Origin of the sequence: Janthinobacterium sp. 78 (assembly GCF_003096775.1) — a bacterium.
Taxonomy (GTDB): domain Bacteria; phylum Pseudomonadota; class Gammaproteobacteria; order Burkholderiales; family Burkholderiaceae_D; genus Janthinobacterium; species Janthinobacterium tructae.
The window spans coordinates 5,518,366-5,539,083 of the sequence record NZ_QENT01000001.1 but is presented as its reverse complement, the minus strand read 5'-3'; the positions used below and the strand labels follow the sequence as shown (position 1 = coordinate 5,539,083).

At 63.0% G+C, this 20,718-nt stretch carries 18 protein-coding genes and 1 tRNA gene; 16 read left to right on the top strand and 3 right to left on the bottom strand.

The window, feature by feature from the left end; all coding sequences use genetic code 11:
* Positions 1-39 precede the first annotated feature (39 nt).
* The 6 genes from C8C92_RS24320 (at position 40) to C8C92_RS24295 (ending at position 6,913) form a co-directional block, all read left to right on the top strand.
* On the top strand, positions 40-597 hold the full coding sequence (locus C8C92_RS24320) for a GbsR/MarR family transcriptional regulator (protein ID WP_096237725.1): 558 nt from the start codon (positions 40-42) through the stop codon (positions 595-597).
* Positions 594-1,238 carry a DUF4166 domain-containing protein gene (locus C8C92_RS24315; protein WP_116745466.1) on the top strand — a complete coding sequence of 215 codons (645 nt, stop codon included), beginning with the start codon at positions 594-596 and terminating at the stop codon, positions 1,236-1,238. Before C8C92_RS24320 ends, C8C92_RS24315 begins: the two co-directional genes overlap by 4 nt.
* On the top strand, positions 1,235-2,695 hold the full coding sequence (locus tag C8C92_RS24310) for a TIGR01777 family oxidoreductase (protein ID WP_116745465.1): 1,461 nt from the start codon (positions 1,235-1,237) through the stop codon (positions 2,693-2,695). The genes C8C92_RS24315 and C8C92_RS24310 overlap by 4 nt, the downstream gene beginning before the upstream one ends.
* Positions 2,696-2,769: 74 nt before the next feature.
* A complete protein-coding gene (locus C8C92_RS24305) occupies positions 2,770-4,164 on the top strand; it encodes an ethanolamine ammonia-lyase subunit EutB (protein WP_116745464.1) in 1,395 nt (464 codons plus the stop codon).
* A 62-nt stretch (positions 4,165-4,226) separates the two neighbouring features.
* Complete coding sequence (locus C8C92_RS24300; RefSeq protein WP_116745463.1) at positions 4,227-5,669, top strand: pyridoxal-dependent decarboxylase; 1,443 nt, start codon at positions 4,227-4,229, stop codon at positions 5,667-5,669.
* A gap of 11 nt (positions 5,670-5,680) precedes the next feature.
* Complete coding sequence (locus C8C92_RS24295; RefSeq protein WP_243420344.1) at positions 5,681-6,913, top strand: RimK family alpha-L-glutamate ligase; 1,233 nt, start codon at positions 5,681-5,683, stop codon at positions 6,911-6,913.
* Here the strand turns inward: C8C92_RS24295 and C8C92_RS24290 are convergent, their stop codons facing one another.
* Complete coding sequence (locus tag C8C92_RS24290) at positions 6,914-7,849, bottom strand: hypothetical protein (protein ID WP_116745462.1); 936 nt, start codon at positions 7,847-7,849, stop codon at positions 6,914-6,916.
* A gap of 83 nt (positions 7,850-7,932) precedes the next feature.
* On the opposite strand from C8C92_RS24290, the gene eutC reads away from it, so the two are divergent.
* Positions 7,933-8,721 carry an ethanolamine ammonia-lyase subunit EutC gene (gene eutC / locus C8C92_RS24285; RefSeq protein ID WP_207781044.1) on the top strand — a complete coding sequence of 263 codons (789 nt, stop codon included), beginning with the start codon at positions 7,933-7,935 and terminating at the stop codon, positions 8,719-8,721.
* 108 nt (positions 8,722-8,829) lie between these two features.
* Here eutC and tsaD read toward each other — a convergent pair whose 3' ends face one another.
* Positions 8,830-9,870, bottom strand: a complete 1,041-nt coding sequence (tsaD, locus tag C8C92_RS24280; protein ID WP_099762275.1) for a tRNA (adenosine(37)-N6)-threonylcarbamoyltransferase complex transferase subunit TsaD — start codon at positions 9,868-9,870, stop codon at positions 8,830-8,832.
* Positions 9,871-10,079: 209 nt separating this feature from the next.
* Here tsaD and C8C92_RS24275 point away from each other — a divergent pair, with 209 nt between their 5' ends.
* Complete coding sequence (locus C8C92_RS24275; RefSeq protein ID WP_116745460.1) at positions 10,080-10,487, top strand: nitrite reductase (NAD(P)H) small subunit; 408 nt, start codon at positions 10,080-10,082, stop codon at positions 10,485-10,487.
* Positions 10,488-10,604: 117 nt separating this feature from the next.
* Here the strand turns inward: C8C92_RS24275 and C8C92_RS24270 are convergent, their stop codons facing one another.
* Positions 10,605-11,666, bottom strand: a complete 1,062-nt coding sequence (locus C8C92_RS24270; protein ID WP_071075628.1) for a 3-deoxy-7-phosphoheptulonate synthase — start codon at positions 11,664-11,666, stop codon at positions 10,605-10,607.
* A gap of 195 nt (positions 11,667-11,861) precedes the next feature.
* On the opposite strand from C8C92_RS24270, the gene ybiB reads away from it, so the two are divergent.
* The 8 genes from ybiB (at position 11,862) to C8C92_RS24230 (ending at position 20,717) form a co-directional block, all read left to right on the top strand.
* Positions 11,862-12,854 carry a DNA-binding protein YbiB gene (ybiB, locus tag C8C92_RS24265; protein WP_116745459.1) on the top strand — a complete coding sequence of 331 codons (993 nt, stop codon included), beginning with the start codon at positions 11,862-11,864 and terminating at the stop codon, positions 12,852-12,854.
* A 56-nt stretch (positions 12,855-12,910) separates the two neighbouring features.
* Positions 12,911-14,125, top strand: a complete 1,215-nt coding sequence (locus C8C92_RS24260) for an NAD(P)/FAD-dependent oxidoreductase (RefSeq protein ID WP_116745458.1) — start codon at positions 12,911-12,913, stop codon at positions 14,123-14,125.
* A gap of 150 nt (positions 14,126-14,275) precedes the next feature.
* The gene (locus C8C92_RS24255) at positions 14,276-14,881 is read left to right on the top strand and encodes an FxDxF family PEP-CTERM protein (protein WP_099762279.1); all 606 of its coding nucleotides are present in this window, start codon (positions 14,276-14,278) and stop codon (positions 14,879-14,881) included.
* Positions 14,882-15,036: 155 nt separating this feature from the next.
* On the top strand, positions 15,037-15,249 hold the full coding sequence (rpsU, locus tag C8C92_RS24250; RefSeq protein ID WP_008451879.1) for a 30S ribosomal protein S21: 213 nt from the start codon (positions 15,037-15,039) through the stop codon (positions 15,247-15,249).
* Between the two features lie 194 nt (positions 15,250-15,443).
* On the top strand, positions 15,444-15,896 hold the full coding sequence (locus tag C8C92_RS24245; RefSeq protein ID WP_099762280.1) for a GatB/YqeY domain-containing protein: 453 nt from the start codon (positions 15,444-15,446) through the stop codon (positions 15,894-15,896).
* A gap of 129 nt (positions 15,897-16,025) precedes the next feature.
* The gene (dnaG, locus tag C8C92_RS24240; RefSeq protein ID WP_096237713.1) at positions 16,026-17,822 is read left to right on the top strand and encodes a DNA primase; all 1,797 of its coding nucleotides are present in this window, start codon (positions 16,026-16,028) and stop codon (positions 17,820-17,822) included.
* Between the two features lie 464 nt (positions 17,823-18,286).
* Complete coding sequence (rpoD, locus tag C8C92_RS24235) at positions 18,287-20,527, top strand: RNA polymerase sigma factor RpoD (protein ID WP_099762281.1); 2,241 nt, start codon at positions 18,287-18,289, stop codon at positions 20,525-20,527.
* A 111-nt stretch (positions 20,528-20,638) separates the two neighbouring features.
* A tRNA-Ile gene (locus C8C92_RS24230) sits at positions 20,639-20,717 on the top strand.
* Position 20,718: the final 1 nt, after the last annotated feature.

Here is a 20,718-nt window from a genome sequence, read left to right as displayed (position 1 = left end):
CGTCTTACATTTCTGTAACGACAGAAATAAGAGAAAATCATGGAACTGAGTCCGACCACGCAAAAGTACATTCTCCATTGGGGCGAAATGGGCACGCGCTGGGGCGTCAACCGCACCGTGGCGCAGATCCACGCGCTGCTGTTCCTGGCCAACGAACCCTTGACGGCGGAAGACATCGCGGCCAGCCTGAACGTGGCCCGCTCGAACGTCAGCAACAGCCTGAAGGAATTGCAAAGCTGGGGCCTGGCGCGCATCACGCACGTGATGGGGGACCGGCGCGACCACTTCGTCGCCCTGCAGGATGTGTGGGAAATCTTCCGCGTCATCATGGAAGAGCGCAAGCGGCGCGAGATCGACCCCACCCTGACGGTGCTGCGCGAATGCGCGATCGAGGGTGAACAGGATGCGGCGATACCACCAGAAACGCTGGCGCGCATGGGCGAAGTCCTGGCCTTTCTGGAAATGCTCAGCAGCACCTACAGCGACTATAAAAACCTGCCGCCGGCCACCCTGCAGCGCATGCTGTCGATGGGCGGCAAGGTGGCCAAGTTCCTCAGCCCGGACGACAAGCCGGGCAAGCCAGGTAAAAAACCATGAACGGCCCCTCGGAAGGAGAGCTGTTCAGGAAGGTCATGGGCGAGCAGTGGCTGACGCTGCACCCGGACATCCGCCGCCGCTTCGAGAAAAATCCCGCGCCGGGCCAGCCCCTGTACTACCGGGGCGAGCTCAGCGAGCTGACCAGTTCGCGCCTGGGCAAGGTACTGGGCTGGCTCACGCGCCCCTTCATCGACGGCGCCCTGATTCCGTATGACGACCACGATTTCCCCGTGGATATCGAAGTCTATTCGCGCCCCGCTTGCCCCTTCATCTTCAAGCAGCGCACCTACCGCCTGCATGGCCGCGCGCCGATCCGCTTCACGTCCTACATGGCCGAGAGCGCAAAAGGCGAAGTGCTCGAATACGTGGGCCTGGGCCTGGGCATGAAGCTGCTGTTGCACGTCGAGGATGGCAACCTGCATTTCACCAGCGACGGCTATTTTTGGGATCTTTTCGGCTGGCGCATGCCGCTGCCTGGCGTGCTCACGCCTGGCAAGACCTATCTGTGCCACCGCAATGACACGCCGCAGCAGTTCAACATCCGCATCGAAATTCGCCACGCCCTGTTCGGCACCACGTTTACCCAGGTCGGCGTGTTCCGCGAAAGCGCGGCGCCCGCCCTACACAAGGAGACACCATGAATACGCATCTGCTGGCCCTGCAACTGATGGCGGCGCAAGGCTGCCTGGGCGCCTTCGACACCATCTACCACCATGAAATCACGGAAGCGCTGCCGCAAAAGGCCTCGGCGCGCCTGGAATTGACCATCCATGCCACGCGTGCGCTGATCTACAGCATGCTGTTCGTCGGCCTGGCCGCCTGGGAATGGCACGGCGCCTGGGCCTGGGTGCTGGTGATCGTGTTTGGCGTGGAAATCGTGCTGACCCTGTGGGATTTCGTCGTGGAAGACCAGACCCGGCTCTTGCCTGCCACGGAGCGGGTCACGCACACGGTGCTGGCGATCAATGCAGGCGCCTTCATCGCCCTGCTGGCCCTGAACAGCAGCGAGTGGGCGAACTTGCCGACAGCCCTCGTGTGGCAGCCGTATGGCTGGCTCAGCGTCTTCCTCGCCCTGTGCGGCGTGGGCGTGGGCCTGTCCGGCCTGCGCGACGCGTATGCCGTGTGGCAGCTGGGACGGCGCAAAGAGATGGCGGAAAAAGAGACGGAGGATTTGCAGTTTGCCAGTACACCGCAGTCCGTGCTGGTGACGGGCGCCACGGGTTTCATCGGCCAGCAGTTGGTCAGCGCCTTGCTGGCCGATGGCCATGCGGTAACGGTGCTGACGCGCCAGCCGAAGCAGGCCGCGTGGACCTTCGACGGCCAGGTGCGCTGCATTCGGTCGCTGGATGAATTATCGGATGCGCAGCGCATCGACATGGTGGTCAACCTGGCCGGCGCGCGCATCGTCGGCAAGCGCTGGACGGACGCGCGCAAGGCCGCCTTGCGCCGCAGCCGCGTGGCGCTGACGCAGGAACTGGTGGCGTGGATCGCCCGCGCTCAGCACAAGCCGCGCGTGTTGCTGTCGGCGTCGGCCATCGGCTATTACGGTGTGCAGCCGCAGGGCGACGCGACGGAACTGGCTGAAGACGACGCGCCGCAAGCCATCTTCATGTCGCAGCTGTGCCAGGAATGGGAAGCGGCCGCGCGCCAGGCGGAGAAATTTGGCGTGCAGGTGGGCTGCATGCGCTTTGGCCTCGTCTTCGGCCACCAGGGTTCGCTGCCGCAGATGCTGCTGCCGATCCGCTTCGGCGCGGGCGGCCCGCTCGGTAGCGGCAAGCAGTGGGTGTCGTGGGTGCATGTGCGTGACGTGATCCGCGGCATCGCCCATCTGGCGCGCCGCAGCGAAGAAGGTGCGGTGAACGGCGCGTTTAACTTCTGTGCGCCCGAAGCCATCGAGCAGCGCCGCTTCGCCCAGGTGGCGGGCGCGGTGCTGCACCGCCCCAGCATCATGCCCACGCCAGCCTTCGTCATGCGCGCCTTGCTGGGTGAGCAGGCCGATTTGCTGGTGGAAGGCCAGCGGGTCGCCCCGCGCCGTCTGCTGGCCGACGGCTTTGTCTTCCGCCATCCGCAACTGGAAGGCGCACTGCGCAGCCTGTAGCCGCCGTTCTGAGCGTAGAATGAGGCATGCTCCGGGGTCAGACCCGGCGGGTCTGACCCCATCAGGAGACGCCCATGCCCTCATTCAGCCATACGATAGACAGCCATGTTTACCAGTTCGCCAGCCTGAAAGAGCTGCTGGCCAAGGCCACGCCGCCCCGTTCGGGCGACGTGCTGGCTGGTGTGGCGGCATCGAGCGCGCGCGAGCGGGTGGCGGCGCAGCTGGCGCTGGCGGAAGTGCCGCTATTGACCTTCCTCAATGAGGCGCTGGTGCCGTACGAAGACGATGAAGTCACGCGCCTGATTTTTGACTCCCACGAGCGCGCCGCGTTTGCGCCGATTTCCCACCTGTGCGTGGGCGATTTCCGCGACTGGCTGCTCGATGACGCAACGGATACGCCAACGCTGGCGCGCGTCGCCGCCGGCATCACGCCCGAGATGGCGGCCGCCGTCTCGAAAATCATGCGCCTGCAAGACCTGGTGCTGGTGGCCAGAAAATGTAAAGTCGTCACGGCCTTTCGCAATACCCTGGGCCTCGAAAACCGTTTATCTACGCGATTGCAGCCGAACCACCCGACGGATGACGCCACGGGCATCGCGGCGTCGATCCTCGATGGCCTGCTGCTGGGCAGCGGCGACGCCGTGATCGGCATCAATCCCGCTACCGACAATGTGGCGCAGGTGGTCTCGCTGCTGCACTTGCTCGACGCCGTCATCGACCAGTATCAGATTCCCACCCAGTCCTGCGTGCTCACGCACATCACCAACACCATCGAAGCGATCCGCCGCGGCGCGCCCGTCGACCTGGTGTTCCAGTCGGTGGCGGGCACGCAGGCGGCCAACCGCAGCTTCGGCATCGACTTGTCCCTGCTGGCCGAGGGGCAGGCGGCGGCCCTGTCGCTGGGACGCGGTACCGTGGGTAGCAACGTCATGTATTTCGAGACGGGGCAGGGCAGCGCCCTGTCCGCCGGCGCACACCACGGCATGGACCAGCAAACGTGCGAAGCGCGCGCGTATGCGGTGGCGCGCGCGTATCAACCGCTGCTGGTCAATTCGGTGGTGGGTTTCATCGGCCCCGAGTACCTGTATGACGGCAAGCAGATCATGCGCGCGGGGCTGGAAGACCATTTCTGCGCCAAGTTGTTGGGACTGCCCATGGGCTGCGACGTGTGCTACACCAACCACGCGGAGGCGGACCAGGACGACATGGATGCCTTGCTGACCATGCTGGGCGTGGCCGGCTGCAATTTCATCATGGGCGTGCCGGGCGCGGACGACATCATGCTCGGCTATCAGAGCACTTCGTTCCACGATGCCCTGTATGCGCGGCGCGTGCTGGGCCTGCGTCCGGCACCCGAATTCGCGGCCTGGCTGGCGCGCATGCAGATCACCGATGCACAGGGCCTTTTGCACACGGCGCTGGCGCCGGCCTTCCAGGCGGCCCTGCATCGCCTGGGGTCGCCAGTGTAAATTGACGCCCTGCGCCGCTGCGCTGGTGCGATAATCGTTGCATCTCCCCATCCGACGCCAACATGCTGCCACCCGACCCCGATTCCCTCGATCCACAGGACTGGGACGCCTTTCGCGCGCAAAGCCACCAGATGCTCGACGATATGCTCGACTATCAGCAGCAAATCCGCCAGCGGCCCGTGTGGCAGCCGGCGCCCGACAGCGCGCGTGCCCGCTTCGCGCAGCCGCTGCCACGCGCGCCGGGCGCACTGGCCGACGCCCACGCCAGCTTCCTGCAGGACGTGCTGCCGTATGCCGTTGGCAACGTGCATCCCGGCTTCATGGGCTGGGTGCATGGCGGCGGCACGCCAGTGGGCATGCTGGCCGAGATGCTGGCGGCGGGCCTGAATGCGAATGTGGGTGGACGCAATCAGATGCCGGTCGAGGTGGAGCGTCAGATTTCGCGCTGGATGGCCGAACTGTTCGGCTTTCCAGAGACGGCCAGCGGCATTTTCGTGACGGGCACCTCGATGGCCAATCTGATGGGCGTGCTGGTGGCGCGCACGCAGACGCTGGGCGTGGCCGCGCGCCAGCAAGGCTTGCAAGGCGCGCCTCTGGTGGCCTACACCTCGGCCGCCGCGCATGGCTGCATCGCGCAGGCCATGGACCTGTCGGGCCTGGGCACGGCCGCCTTGCGCCGCGTCGCCGTCAATGCGCGCCAGCAGATCGACGTCGCTGCCTTGGCCCATGCCATCGCCACGGACCGCGCGGCGGGCTTGCATCCCTTCTTCATCGCCGGCACGGCCGGCACCGTCGACACGGGCGCCATCGACGATTTATCGGCGCTGGCCGCGCTGGCCGCGCGCGAACAGCTATGGTTCCACGTGGATGGCGCGTATGGCGCTCTGGGCATGCTCTCGCCCCAGATAGCACCCCTGCTGGCCGGGATCGAACTGGCCGATTCGCTGGCCTTCGATTTTCACAAGTGGGGACAGGTGCCGTATGACGCGGGCTTTTTCCTGGTGCGCGATGGCGCGCGGCACATGGCCGCCTTTGCCGCGCCGGCCGCGTACCTGCGGCGCGAGGCGCGTGGACTGGCCGGCGGTTCGCCATGGCCCTGCGACTTCGGCCCCGATCTGTCGCGCGGTTTCCGTGCCCTGAAAACCTGGTTCACCTTCAAGGTGCATGGCGCCGAGCGCATGGGTGCGGCGATCGCCCACACCTGCGCGCTGGCGCGCTACCTGGCAGAACGCGTGCAAGCCACGCCGGAACTGGAACTGCTGGCGCCGGTGACGTTGAATATCGTGTGCTTCCGCCATCGCGGCGTGGCCAGCGGCGATGACGACGCCTTCAATGGCGAGATCGTCGCCGACCTGCACGAGTCGGGCATCGCTGCGCCATCGACCACCACCATCGGCGGCAAGCTGGCCATACGCGCCGCCATCGTCAATCACCGCACGCGTGCCGAGGATATCGACGCGCTGCTTGCGGGCGTGCTGCGCTTCGGTGCGGCGCGCCTGTCTTGAAGGGAATGTCCATGTACGATTTGATGCAACACGCGGCCACGCCGTATGCGCCGCTGATCGGGCTGGCGCCGTTGATGCGCCACGCCTTTCTGCGGCACGACCTGGCGCCGCTGGGGGAAGCGCTGCTGGCGCGCGCGCAGGCGCATCCCGAGGACGCGCATGCCTATATGGATTTTTCCATCGTGCTGCAGCTGAAAGGCCAGCGTGAGATGGCGCTGGCCGTACAGGCGCAGGCGATCGAACTGCAGCAGTTGTATGCATTGCCCGCGCAAGCGCCGGCATCCGGGCCGGGCATCAAGGTGCTGATGCTGACGGGGCCGGGAGACCTGATGTCAAATACGCCGATTGAATTTCTCGTCGAGCAGTCTGACGTGACGCTCGAACTGCTGTATGTCACGGCAGAGGGGACCTGGCCGGACGAAGTGCCGCAGCATGACGTGCTGCTGGTCGGTGTGGCCGAATCGGATGCGAACCAGCCCTTGCTGGCGCGCCTGGCGCAATTCGTGCGGGACTGGCCGCGCCCCGTCGTCAACCTGCCGCAGCATATCGCGCATACTTCGCGTGATGGCCTGTGCGACAAATTGCAGGGGCTGGCCGGCGTGGCCATGCCGCGCACGGCGCGTATCAGCCGCGAACAGCTGGCAGCGCTTGCATCCGGACAAATGCCGCTCGACGCGGTGCTTCCCGGCGACGCCTTTCCCCTGATTGTGCGTCCTCTCGGTTCGCATGCCGGCCATGACCTTGAAAAGATGACGCAGGCGAGTGACTTGCTCGCGTATCTGCAAAGCGTCGACGCCGAATGTTTTTATATTTCCCGCTTTGTCGACTATCGCAGCGAGGATGGGCAGTTCCGCAAGTACCGCATCGTGCTGATCGACGGCTTGCCATATATCTGCCACTTCGCCGTCTCGTCGCACTGGATGATTCACTACCTGAACGCGGGCATGGATGAAAGCGCGGCCAAGCGCGCCGAGGAAGCGCAGTGCATGCTGAACTTCGAACATGCGTTCGCGCTGCGCCACGCTGCCGCACTGCGCGCCATCGATGCGCGCATGGGCATGCCCTACCTGGGTATCGACTGTGCCGAAACCCGCGACGGCGAGTTGCTGGTCTTTGAGGCCGACAACGCCATGATCGTGCATGCCATGGATGCCGAAGAGATGTATCCGTACAAGCGCCCGGCCATGCACAAGGTATTCACTGCTTTTCGCGCCATGCTGGCGCGGGCGGCGGCCGGTAACTGATCAGCTGCCGAGCAGCTGCTCCAGCAGCCGGCGCTTGGCCGCGCTGCGCCCGGCTTCCCAGTAGTTGTCGAACTGCAGCAGCAGTTTGCCATCGCGGTGAATGCGGATGCACTGCGGTTTGCGCAGCATGATGGCGTGCACGTAGCTGGCGAATGATTCGGCAAAGTCTTCATGCATGCTGGTGGCCGCATACAGGGTGGCGAAGTTCGCGCTGCGCAGCTGCGCGTAGGCGTCCGGCATCTGGCTGGCGGCCAGGCGAGGCGCCTGGTAGTACGCGATATCGCCACGTAGCGGGAAGTCGTTTCCGGACAGGGGCACGACCTGCTTCTCTGGCGTGATGCGCCAGGCCAGGGGCAGGTAAAGGTAGTCGTCCGTCTCGCGCATGGCCTGCGCATCGTTCCACCATTCTGGCAGCAAGCCCCTGCCCGCCGCCAGCACATGGCCGAATTCATGCAGCAGCAGGTATTGCAGCGCGCCTTGGCGGTGATCGTCCTGCGGCGCGGCGATCTGCGCTTCCAGGCGGTAGCCGTGCACTGGCGTGAACGGCGTATTTTCTTTCCAGCTCGCCCAGGCATTCGCCGTGCGCGCCTCGAACGCATCCACATCGAGCGCGACCACCACACCCAGGATCACCCCTTCGGCGCTGGCGACGATATCGCTGATGGCCGAGGAACCCAGTTGCCGCGCAAAACGCACGCCCAGCAGCACGCCGTCGAGCAGGGCCAGCACGCAAGCTGGCATGCCTGCCATCGCCGCGCGCACGTCGGCGTGAAAGTCGGCGCGCACTTCTGTCGAGGCAGGCTTCGCGGCCACGCCGATGGACGCATTGACTTGCGCCACATGGGCGATGATTTCATCCTGGGCGGGACCGAGACGCTCAAGCAGGGGCAAGTCGTATTGCTGGTCCCACAGCGCGGCATCGGCTGCAACAATCATGGCACTCCTCGAATGGATAGGGACGGTGATAACATGCTTAGCGGCGCAGTGTAGCAAGGATACGCATGCGCAGGGAGGATGACATGGCTGACAAGCACACCTTTGGCGACAGTTCCTGGCAAGCCCTGCGCCGGCATACGGCGGCGCGCATCGCGCTCGGGCGCCACGGCGTGAGCGTGCCGACCAGCGCGCAGCTGGCGTTCCAGCTGGCCCACGCACAGGCGCGCGACGCCGTGCACCTGGCGCTCGATGGCGAAGCCCTGGCACGCGCCCTGGCAGCGCAAGGGCAAGACTGCGTGCAGCTGCACAGCGCTGCCGCCACGCGCACCGAGTATCTGCAGCGCCCCGACCTGGGACGCCGGCTTGACGACGTTTCACGCGCGCGGCTGGCGGCCGGTGCTACGCGAGTCGACCTGGCGCTGGTGGCGGCCGATGGCCTGTCGGCGCTGGCGATACAACGCCACGCGGCGCCATTCCTCGCTGCCCTGCACGCACGACTGGCGGCAGAAGCGTGGACGCTGTCGCCGCTACACATCGTGGCGCAGGGGCGGGTGGCCATCGGCGACGAGGTGGGGCAATTGCTGCAGGCGAAGGCTGTGCTGGTGCTGATCGGCGAGCGGCCGGGCCTGAGTTCCCCGGACAGCCTGGGCCTGTACCTGACGTGGGCACCCACAGTGGGCTTGCTGGACGAGCGGCGCAACTGCATCTCGAACGTGCGTCCCGAGGGGCTGGCGTATGCGCAAGCGGCGTACCGGCTGCACTACCTGCTGTCGCAGGCATTTACCAGACAGCTGTCGGGCGTGGGCTTGAAGGATGAAACGGTGGCGGAGGGTAGCGTGGTATTGAGACGGAATTTTTTGCTGGCGGAGTAAAACCCCATAGCAACGACCGGGGTCAGACCCTCAGGGGGGATGTACCCCAATGGGGTACATCCCGATCCTGAAGGACTGACCCCAGCCCTTCGCTTTAGGGGGTCTAGATTAAATTTCCCGGATTTCGTCCAGCGGCCAGCGCGGGCGCACGTTGAACGAGTAATCGTACTTGGCGGCCTGCGGGTTGATCTGCAGGCGCATGGCGCCGGCAAAGGCGATCATGGCGCCGTTATCGGTACAGAATTCCAGCTCCGGGTAATACACCTTGAAACGCTTCTTGGCGGCCGCCGCGTTGAGCGATGCGCGCAGCTGCGCGTTGGCGCCCACGCCGCCGGCGATCACCAGGCGTTTCAAGCCCGTGTGCTTGAGGGCAGCCACGCATTTGGCCGTCAGCACGTCGACGATGGCGTCGACGAAGCCGCGCGCGATATTCGCCTTGTCCTGTTCGCAGATATTGGCGATGACTTTTTCTTCATGGTTCTTCACCACCGTCAGCACGGCCGTCTTCAGGCCGGAAAAGCTGAAATTGAAATCCTTCGAGTGCAGCATCGGGCGCGGCAGCTTGTACGCCAGTGGGTCGCCGAATTCAGCCAGGCGCGAAATGGCGGGGCCGCCCGGATAACCGAGGCCCAACAGCTTGGCCGACTTGTCGAACGCCTCGCCGGCCGCATCATCGAGCGTTTCGCCCAGCATGGTGTACTGGCCCACGCCATCGACGCGCATCAGCTGCGTGTGGCCGCCCGACACCAGCAGCGCGATGAAGGGGAACTCCGGCGGCTCGGACGCCAGCAATGGCGACAGCAGATGGCCTTCCAGGTGGTGGATGCCCAGCACCGGCTTGTTGATGGCCAGGCCCAGGCTGCAGGCGACGGAGGAACCAACCAGCAGCGCGCCGGCCAGGCCAGGACCCTGCGTGTAGGCGATGGCGTCGATCTCGGGCAGGGTGATGCCGGCCTTCGTCAGCGTCTCTTCCAGCAGCGGGATGGCGCGGCGGATATGGTCGCGCGACGCCAGTTCGGGCACCACGCCGCCATATTGCTCGTGCATGGCGACTTGCGAATAGAGGGCGTGCGACAGCAGGCCGCGCTGCGTGTCGTACAAGGCCAGACCGGTTTCGTCACAGGAGGATTCGACGCCAAGAACAATCATGAAGGTGCTAAATAGAGGGAGAGGAAGCCGCCATTGTAAAGGAAAGCCGGGCAGTCCAGCGTGCGGCCGGCGCACCATTTCAGCGGCAGTGTGCACTTGCGCAGTGCGCCGCAGTAGTGTTTTGCTCCCGATCCCCCCTTTCTTTGCCTGTCTTGGCACTGGCACCGCTCTTGCTTAGGTAAGCGTGTGCCTTTTTCAAGGAGCTAGCAATGCCGGAACAATGGAAAATGATTTGCCGCCTGAAGGACATGCCGCAGGCGGGCGCGCGCATGGTGCAGCGGGGACTGGCGTGGCAGGATTTGCCGGGCGTGGCGCTGTTTCGCGCGGTGGATGACACGGTGTACGCGCTGCTCGACACGGTGCCGTGCCTGGGCGGCCCGCTGGCGCATGGGGTGCTGATGGAGAAAAACCTGATGGGGCCGAAGAACAGCTGGATCATCGAGCTCGATTCGGGCCGCCTGGTGGCGCCCGTGCAGGGCATGGCGCGCATGTACGCCGTGCGCATCATGGACGGGCGCATCTACCTGGACGTCAATGAACTCAATATCCCGGCCAGCAAGGCCGAACAGGCGCTGGCGGGATCGTTCGCCGTGCTGCCGCATGTGCAGATGGCGTGATATGCCTGGTGGTGGTGTCGGCTTGCGCGCTGCGCGCTAAGCCGACCTACGGCCGTCCGGGTAGGTCGGATTAGGCCCACAGGGCCGTAATCCGACAACATTGTTGGCCGTAATATTTTACGCCGGGCGATTGAGCAAATGCGCATGCGCATCGCGCAGCATGGTCGCCGTGGTGTCCCAGTCGATGCAGCCGTCGGTGACGGAGCAGCCGTAGGTCAGTTGCGACAGGTCTTGCGGGATCTTCTGGTTGCCGCCAACGATGTTCGATTCGATCATCACGCCCACCAGCGAGTGGTTGCCCTGGCGGATCTGGTTGACCACGTCGGCCATCACCAGCGGCTGCAGTTCGGGCTTTTTATAGCTGTTCGCGTGCGAGCAGTCGACCACCAGGTTGGCCGGCAGCTTGGCTTTGGCCAGCGCCTGTTCGGCGATGGCGATCGAGACCGAATCGTAGTTCGGGCGGCCGTCGCCGCCGCGCAGCACCACGTGGCCGTACGCGTTGCCGCGCGTGCGCACGATGGCCACATTGCCTTCGGCGTTGATGCCCAGGAAGGAGTGCGGGTGCGCCGACGACAGGATCGCGTTCACCGCAATGCTGATGTCGCCATCGGTGCCGTTCTTGAAGCCGACTGGCGTCGACAGGCCGGACGACATTTCGCGGTGCGTCTGCGATTCGGTGGTGCGCGCGCCGATGGCCGTCCAGGCGATCAGGTCGCCCAGGTACTGCGGCGAGATCGGGTCCAGCGCTTCGGTGGCGGTCGGCATGCCCAGTTCGCACACGTCGAGCAGGAACTGGCGCGCCTTTTCCATGCCTTCGTTGACCTTGAACGAATCGTCCATGTACGGGTCGTTGATATAGCCTTTCCAGCCCGTGGTGGTACGCGGTTTTTCGAAATACACGCGCATCACCAGCAGCATCGTGTCCTTGACTTCCTCTTGCAGCGCTTTCAGGCGGCGTGCGTAATCGAGGCCGGCGACGGGGTCGTGGATCGAGCACGGACCGACGACAACGAACAGGCGCTGGTCCTTGCGGTCGATGATGTTGCGCAGCGCTTCGCGGCCGCGGCTGACGGTGTCGAAGGCACTCTCCGACAGCGGCAGTTTGGCGTGCAATTCGGCCGGTGTCGGCATGGGCGCGAAGGAAGTGACGTTGATATTTTCGATGTCTGGCGTATTCATGATTCTGGCTCGGCTTTCGCTATTGCGTTCTTTAAGAGGCAATAGTGTAGCGGAAATGCGGCCTGGCGGCGTGGCTGGCCGCCAAATGGCAGCGGATGAGTTGTTATTGTGGCAGGCTGCGCTTCCTGGGGCGCCACGCCCGCGCTTCCGCTTGCCCGGCTGTTGCATCGGCGCCAATCCGTGTAAGCTGGCGCCATGACGACTGTTTCCATCCCCCATACCGATGTGGCCGGTGAGCCATTCCCCGCTGCACGTTTCATCAAAGAAATAGGACGCGGCAAGAACGGCGCGCGCAGCATGACGCGCATGGACGCTTGCGCCCTGTACCGCGCCATGCTCGAGGGCCGCGTGTCGGACCTGGAACTGGGCGGCATTTTGTTGTCCATGCGCATCAAGGGCGAGTCGGTGGACGAGATCGCCGGTTTCCTCGACGCTGCCGAAGCCTCGTTCGCCCCGCTGGCCGCGCCGGCCGGTGAATTCGCCCCGATCATCATTCCCAGCTACAACGGCGCGCGCAAGATGGCCAATCTGACGGCCTTGCTGGCGCTGCTGCTGGCGCGTGCGGGCGCCCCCGTGCTCGTGCATGGCGTGACGAGCGACCCGGGCCGCATCACGACGGCCGAAGTACTGGCCGCGCTGGGCGTGCCGGCCTCGGCGGACCATGCGCAGGCCGAGGCCGCCATGATGCGCGGGGAAGTCGCCTTTTTGTCCATCGAAGCGCTGGCGCCGCGCCTGGCACACATGCTGTCGCTGCGGCGCGTGCTGGGCGTGCGCAATTCCACGCATACCCTGGTGAAGATCATGCAGCCGTTCACCGGGCCGGCCCTGCGCCTGGTGTCGTACACGCATCCGGAATACCTGGAAATGCTCGGTGAATATTTCCTGACGGCTTCTGATCCTGCGCGCGGCGATGCTTTCCTGATGCGCGGTACGGAAGGCGAGACGGTGGCCAACGCCAACAAGGCGCAGCAGATCGACTGGTTTCATGGCGCAGAGCGCACGGTGCTGGTGGAAAAGCAATTGCTGGTGGAACAGTTGCCACATTTGCCCGCCGAGCGCGATGCGGCCACCACGGCCGCCTGGATCGCTGCCGTGCTGCGCGGCGAGGTGCCCGTGCCGCCGTCGATCGCCGGGCAAGTGGAGCAATGCCTGATGGCATCGCGGCAGATTGCTGCACGGCCACGCTAGCCGCGTCGCCGCAGTTTACAATGGCGTCTTTGTAATCAGCGGTGAGCGGAATTCTTATGGCAAAACAATTTGATGTGGCAGTGATCGGCGCGGGCGCGGCCGGCATGATGTGTGCGGCTGTTGCCGCCCAGCAAGGCAAGCGCGTGGTGTTGATCGATCACGCGGCCAAGCTGGCCGAAAAGATCCGCATCTCGGGTGGTGGGCGGTGTAATTTCACCAATATTAACGCCACCCCGCAAAATTTTCTCTCGGAGAATCCGCATTTCTGCAAGAGCGCGCTGTCGCGCTACACGCCGCAGGATTTCCTCGCGCTGGTGAAAAAATACCGAATCGGCTACCACGAGAAGCACAAGGGCCAGCAATTCTGCAATGAATCGGCCGAGCAGATCATCGACATGCTCAAGGACGAGTGCGCCTCTGGCGGCGTGCACTGGCGCATGCCGTGCAAGATCGACAATGTTACCCAGCAAGCTGATGGTGGCTTCGTGCTGCAGACCGATGGCGGCGACATCGAGACGGCCAGCATCGTCATCGCCACGGGCGGGCTGTCGATCCCGAAGATCGGCGCCACGGATTTTGCCTACCGCATCGCCAAGCAATTCGATCTGATGATGGTCGAGCCGCGTCCGGCCCTGGTGCCGCTGACATTCGATGCGGACAGCTGGGCGCCGTTCGCGGAACTGTCCGGCATCGCGCTGGAAGTGGATGTGGAAACGGGTAGCCTGAAAGGCCGCAAAGCAACGGGTGCGCGTTTCCGCGAAGATTTGTTATTTACCCATCGCGGCCTGTCCGGTCCGGCGATTTTGCAAATTTCCAGCTACTGGCTGCCGGGCGAGCCCATCGTCATCAACCTGTTGCCGGAAGTGGACGTGGCGCAGACCCTCATCGAAGGCAAGGGCACCCTGAAGAAGCAGTTGGGCAATATCGTGGCGCAATGGCTGCCGCAGCGCCTGGCTGACTGCTTGCTGGCCGTCAACGGCCTGGCGCCCGATGCGCGCATCGCCGACATGCCCGACGCCCAGCTGCGCAAGCTGGGACAGGCCATCAATGCCTGGTCCATCGTGCCGAACGGTTCCGAAGGCTACCGCAAGGCCGAAGTGACACGCGGTGGCATCGATACGCGCGAACTGTCGCAGCAGACCATGATGGCCAACAAGGTGCCAGGCCTGTATTTCATCGGCGAAGCGGTCGACGTGACGGGCTGGCTGGGCGGCTACAACTTCCAGTGGGCCTGGGCATCGGGCGTGGCGGCAGGAATTGCCCTGCAGTAATACTTGGTTGTTGCGTGGCCGCAGTTTGTGACCGCAGGTGATAATTTTCTTGACTTCAATGAAACGGTGTTGAATACTTGGCATGTAAATTGACTTCCAGACATTTTTTGTGTCTGATGGCAATTAAATAAACATTACCCTGGAGTCACCATGAAACGCCTGATCGCCGCCGCTGCAGTTGCCTTGCTCAGCACCAGCGCCTTTGCCAGCACGCCCGTGCTGAGCAATGGCGGTTTTGAAAACAATACCGTCGGTGGCGGCTATGTCTATGGTGACGTGGCGCCGGGCTGGAGCTTCACGGGCAGAGCCGGCGTGTCGGCCAGCAACACGGCCTGGAATGGTGTGGCGCAAGAGGGAAATGCCTTTGCCTTCCTGCAAAATACGGCATCGGTCTCGCAAAGCTTCGTCAGCACGGGTGCGGCCAATTACACCTTCGCCTTCAATCTGGCGCTGCGCCCTGGTTACGACCAGGGCCAGTCCGTGACGGTTAGCCTGGATGGCACGCAGCTGGGCCAGTATGGCGTGAGCAGCACGGGCTGGACCAGCTTCAATGTGAACGCACTCAATATCGGCGCAGGCAGCCATACCCTGAGCTTTGCCGGCACCAATCCGGGCAATGCCCACGATACATCGGCCTTCCTGGACGGTGTCAGCATGAATGTCAGCGCCGTGCCGGAACCGGGCACGTATGCCATGCTGCTGGCTGGCCTGGGTTTGCTGGGTTTCATGGCGCGCCGTCGCAAGATGGCCGTTTAAGCGATGTTGCCGTCCGCATGCGTGGTTTACGCCACAACCGGGCGGCAATCTCAGGCTGCATGCCGCACGCAAGTGGGGGAGGGGCTTCCCTTTCCGAATAAAAGCTGCTACTATCTATCTCTTCCTATACACCACCTCAACGGTTTGAATTTTACATGACCACTATTCGCCTTAAAGAAAACGAGCCGTTCGAAGTCGCAATGCGTCGCTTCAAACGCACCATCGAAAAAACGGGTCTGCTGACCGAATTGCGCGCACGCGAATTCTACGAAAAGCCAACAGCTGAGCGCAAGCGCAAGCTGGCAGCTGCTGTAAAGCGTCATTACAAACGCATCCGCAGCCAACAACTGCCGAAAAAATTATTCTAAGACTGTTCAGTCAGAACCAACCCGGGTAGTTCGGCGCATTGTTCGCCACGGGTTTTGTTTTGATTCGCCTGGAGTGATACTTCAGATGAGTCGCATACCCGCTCCGGTTCGCCGCAGCGGGTTTTCGCTTTTGTGGCTGCCTGCTTGGAGCGTACATATGAATATCGACCCCACTTACCAACACGAGGATTGCCATGAGCTTGAAAGAACAAATTACCGAAGACATGAAAAACGCCATGCGCGCCAAGGAAGCGGGCAAGCTGGGCACGATTCGCCTGTTGCTGGCGGAAATCAAGCGCAAGGAAGTCGACGAGCGCATCGAATTGACGGATGCCCACGTGACGGCCATCGTGGAAAAAATGATCAAGCAGCGCAAGGATTCGATCACCCAGTTCGAAGCCGGTGGCCGTGCCGACCTGGCTGACATCGAAAAAGCCGAGCTGGTGCACCTGGCCGGCTACATGCCTGCCGGACTGTCGGATGAAGAAGTGGTGGCTGAAGTGGCTGCCGCCGTGGCCGCCTCGGGCGCCGCCGGTCCGCAAGACATGGGCAAGGTCATGGCCATCGTCAAGCCGAAGCTGGCCGGTCGCGCCGACATGACGGTGGTGTCCGCCCTGGTCAAGAAAGCCCTGACGCCGGCCGCGTAAGCAGTCATCGTAGTCATCGGCTGCCGGCCCATGCTGGCAGCCGCTCAAATCGCCCACACGTTGACCTGGCTCAACCTCAGGCCACGTGCGGTAGTATAGTCTGACCTATAACAAGACCCGCCCTAGCCAGTGATACCTCAATCCTTCATTTCCGATTTGCTCAACCGCGTCGATATCGTCGATGTCGTGGGCCGCTATGTGCAACTGAAAAAAGGTGGCGCCAATTTCATGGGCTTGTGCCCGTTCCACAGTGAAAAATCGCCCAGCTTTACCGTCAGCCCCACCAAGCAGTTCTACCACTGCTTCGGTTGTGGCGCGCATGGCACCTCGATCGGTTTCCTGATCGAATACTCGGGCATGGGCTTTGTCGACGCCGTCAAGGACCTGGCGCAGAACGTGGGCATGGTCGTGCCGGAAGCCGATGACAAGATCCCGCCGGCCCAGCGCGCGCAGATCCAGGCGCAAAGCATGGCCCTGTCCGACGCCATGACGCAGGCTTGCGATTACTACCGCGGGCAGTTGCGCCACGCGCCGGAAGCCATCGCCTACCTGAAGAACCGGGGCTTGACGGGCGAAGTGGCCGCTCGCTTCGGCATGGGTTTTGCGCCCGGCGGCTGGGACAATTTACGTTCCGTCTTCCCCGATTACGACGTGACGGCCCTGGCCGAGGCCGGTCTCGTGATCGACAAGGTCGATGAAGAAGGCAATAACCGCAAGCGCTATGATCGTTTCCGCGAACGCATCATGTTTCCGATCCGCAATACCAAGGGGCAGGTCATCGCCTTTGGCGGGCGCGTGCTCGACCATGGCGAACCGAAATACCTGAACTCGCCGGAAACCCCCTTGTTTTCCAAGGGTTTCGAACTATATGGGCTGTTCGAGGCGCGTCAGGCCATCCGCGATGCCGGCTATGTGCTGGTGACGGAGGGTTACATGGACGTGGTGGCGCTGGCGCAGATGGGTTTCCCGCAGGCGGTGGCGACCCTGGGCACGGCGTGCACGCCCACCCACGTGCAAAAACTGCTGCGCCAGACCGATAACGTGATTTTCAGCTTTGACGGCGACAAGGCTGGCCGCCGCGCCGCGCGCCGCGCGCTGGAAGCGAGCCTGGCCCACGTGTCGGACAATAAAACCATCAAATTCCTGTTCTTGCCGTCGGAACACGATCCGGACAGCTATATCCGCGAATTCGGCACCGAAGGTTTTGAGCAGCAAGTGCATGAAGCCATGCCGCTGTCGCAATTCTTGCTGAAAGAAGTGTCGGGCGAGCATGATTTGTCGGAGCCGGAAGGGCGTGCCCGCGTGCAGTTCGACGCCAAGCCCCTGCTGCAACTGATGGCACCGTCGTCCTTGCGCCTGCAAATCGTGCGCGGCCTGGCGCAGCTGACGCAATCCACGCCGGCCGAGATCGAAGCCCTGTTCGAGCTGGCGAAACCCGTTGCCGTGGCGCGCCGCGCGCCGCCGAAATCGGGCCGCCCTGTGCCCGTGGGCCTGGAATTGAAGATCATGCGCATGCTGGTGGCGCATCCGCCCCTGAGCCTGCGCATCGACGAGGCGGCGCTGACCGCTTTCCAGCACCTGGGGCCGGATGCAGCCCACAGCCTGGGGCAGCTGGTGGCCGTGGGCCAGGCGCTGGGCGAGCACGGCAGTTTTGCCGCGCTGGCGCAGCAATTGAAGGAGCTGGGCAGCGAATACGACGAGATCATCGGCGAGATCGCGGCCGGCACAGAATCCGATTACGACAGCGAATTGTCGTGGCTGGTGAGCACCATCCGCGAGATCAAATTGAATGCCTTGAAGGCGGAATTGCAGCAATTGTTTGCGTCGGGTTTGCCATCGGAGAAAATTGGTGTACGCTACCGCGAAATCACGCAGGAGCAAGGCGAGTTGGAGCGTGAGCGCGATGCCGAGTTGGTGAATCGCTAATCTTGCTCTGAGGGTATGGCGCGCACTGGAAAAACATTTTTCGCGTGCTATAATTAAATGCTAAGTATTGTGTGCTTTGGCAAGCTAGTTCTGTTTCGTAAATAGTATTTGTTTTCAGTAAGTTAGGCTCTTGATCGGCGCGGTGGATCGTGTCGGCAGCCAGGGCCAACTGGCGTTTTCGGCGTTGCGGGCAAGGCTCGCAGACGCTGGCAAGCCGCGCCAGGCTCTCGCTCCCAACGCGGTCGATGCAGGAATTTTTGCCGAGACGGCTGGCAACAGCCGGTGGACAGGAATTGCTGCGCTTCCCGCGGATCGTGGCCGATGAGGTGTAAGTAACGTAACAGTGTCGGATTTGCGTTGTCGGCAGGTTCGAAGATGGTGGTTCCCGCAGGTAGACAGGGAACTGGCAGCAAACTTTATCCTAATCCACCGTAAAGCAAGTCGTTGTGTAATCGAAAGCGCCTGTGCCAATCAAGAAACCCGAATCCAAAGCGGCTGTAAAGCCCACTAAAGTTACCACGAAAGCCGAAAAGGCGCTCGACCGGCCAGAAGCGCGCGTGACCAGCGCGCCCGTGGTCAGCCAGACCACCGACGCTGCCACCCTGGCGGCCATCGATACGTCCGGGTATGTCTTGCCGTCGGTAAAAGTACCAGGCCGCCGCGGCCGCAAGCCAAAAGAATTCCAGCCAGAAAATGATGAAGTCGCCGCCCTGAACGCCGTCGAGCGGGCCGAACTGAAGGCCGTCGACAAGGCCAAGGCCAAGGACCGCAAGGCGAAGGAGCGCGCGCTGCTGAAAGACGCCTTCTCGTCCGATACGGAAGCGAGCGAGGAAGAACTCGAGCGCCGGCGCCAGAAACTCAAGACACTGATCAAATTCGGCAAGGAACGCGGTTTCCTGACCTACGCGGAAATCAACGATCACTTGCCTGAAAACATCGTCGATCCGGAAGCCATCGAAGGCATCATCGGTACCTTCAATGACATGGGCATCGCCGTCTACGAACACGCGCCTGATGCGGAAACGTTGTTGCTGTCCGATAACGTTGCCGTCGTCACCAGCGATGACGAGGCGGAAGCGGCGGCCGAGGCCGCATTATCGACCGTCGATTCCGACTTTGGCCGCACCACCGACCCCGTGCGCATGTACATGCGCGAAATGGGCTCGGTCGAGCTGCTGACGCGCGAAGGCGAGATCGAGATTGCCAAGCGCATCGAAGATGGCTTGAAAGACATGATCCAGGCCATTTCCGCCTGTCCCGTGACGATCGCCGAGATCATCGCCGCCGCCGACCGCATCGCCAACGAAGAGATCAAGATCGACGAAATCGTCGACGGCCTCGTCGATGAAAGCGAACCGGTCGCCGCCGCGCCTGTCGTGGCCGCTCCCGTCGAAGAAGACGAGGAAGAAGGCGAAGCGGAAGAAGAGGAAGTCGAAGAAGAGGAAGAGGCGAACGCTTCCGGCGCGGCCGGCTTCTCTGCCGAGCAGCTGGAAACGCTGAAACGCACGGCGCTGGAAAAATTCGCCGTCATTTCGCAGCAGTTCGACAAGATGCGCCGCGCTTTCGAGAAAGAAGGCTACAACTCCAAGCCCTACGCCAAGGCGCAGGATGCCATTTCGCAAGAGTTGCTGGGCATCCGCTTCACGGCCAAGGTGGTGGAAAAGCTGTGCGATACCCTGCGCGGCCAGGTCGACGAAGTGCGCCATATCGAGAAGCAGATCCTTGACGTGGCCGTGAACCGCTGCGGCATGCCGCGCGCCCACTTCATCAAGGTCTTCCCCGGCAATGAAACCAACCTCGACTGGGTCGATGGCGAAGTCAATGCAGGACACGCGTACAGCGCCATCCTGGGCCGTAACATTCCAACCGTCAAGGAACTGCAGCAACGCCTGATCGACCTGCAGGCGCGCGTCGTGCTGCCGCTGCCGGACTTGCGCAACATCAACCGTCAGATGGCGGCCGGTGAAATGAAGGCGCGCAAGGCCAAGCGCGAAATGACGGAGGCCAACTTGCGCCTGGTGATTTCGATCGCCAAGAAATACACGAACCGCGGCCTGCAATTCCTCGATCTGATCCAGGAAGGCAACATCGGCCTGATGAAGGCCGTCGACAAGTTCGAGTATCGCCGCGGCTACAAGTTCTCGACCTATGCGACCTGGTGGATACGCCAGGCCATCACGCGCTCGATCGCCGACCAGGCGCGCACGATCCGCATTCCCGTGCACATGATCGAGACGATCAACAAGATGAACCGGATCTCGCGTCAGATCCTGCAGGAAACGGGTGCGGAACCCGATCCGGCCACCCTGGCGATCAAGATGGAAATGCCCGAGGACAAGATCCGCAAGATCATGAAAATCGCCAAGGAACCGATCTCGATGGAAACGCCGATCGGCGACGACGACGATTCCCACCTGGGCGACTTCATCGAGGACAACAACACCCTGGCGCCGGCCGACGCAGCGCTGCATGCGTCCATGCGGGGCGTGGTCAAGGACGTGCTCGATTCCCTGACGCCACGCGAAGCGAAAGTGCTGCGCATGCGTTTCGGCATCGAGATGTCCACCGACCACACGCTGGAAGAAGTAGGCAAGCAATTTGACGTGACGCGCGAGCGCATCCGCCAGATCGAAGCCAAGGCGCTGCGCAAGCTGCGCCACCCATCGCGCTCCGACAAGCTGAAAAGCTTCTTGGAAGGCAACTAGAAGCCAATAGGGCTTGACGTGCGCCCCTGATACCCCTATCCTCGCGTGTCCGTTTCCAAAACGGCCGCGCGAGGCGGGCATCAACAGCGCCGCCACGCCGCAGTCCCCCTTGGGCCTCTAGCTCATGCTTGGTTAGAGCAGCGGACTCATAATCCGTTGGTGCCGTGTTCGACTCACGGGAGGCCCACCAG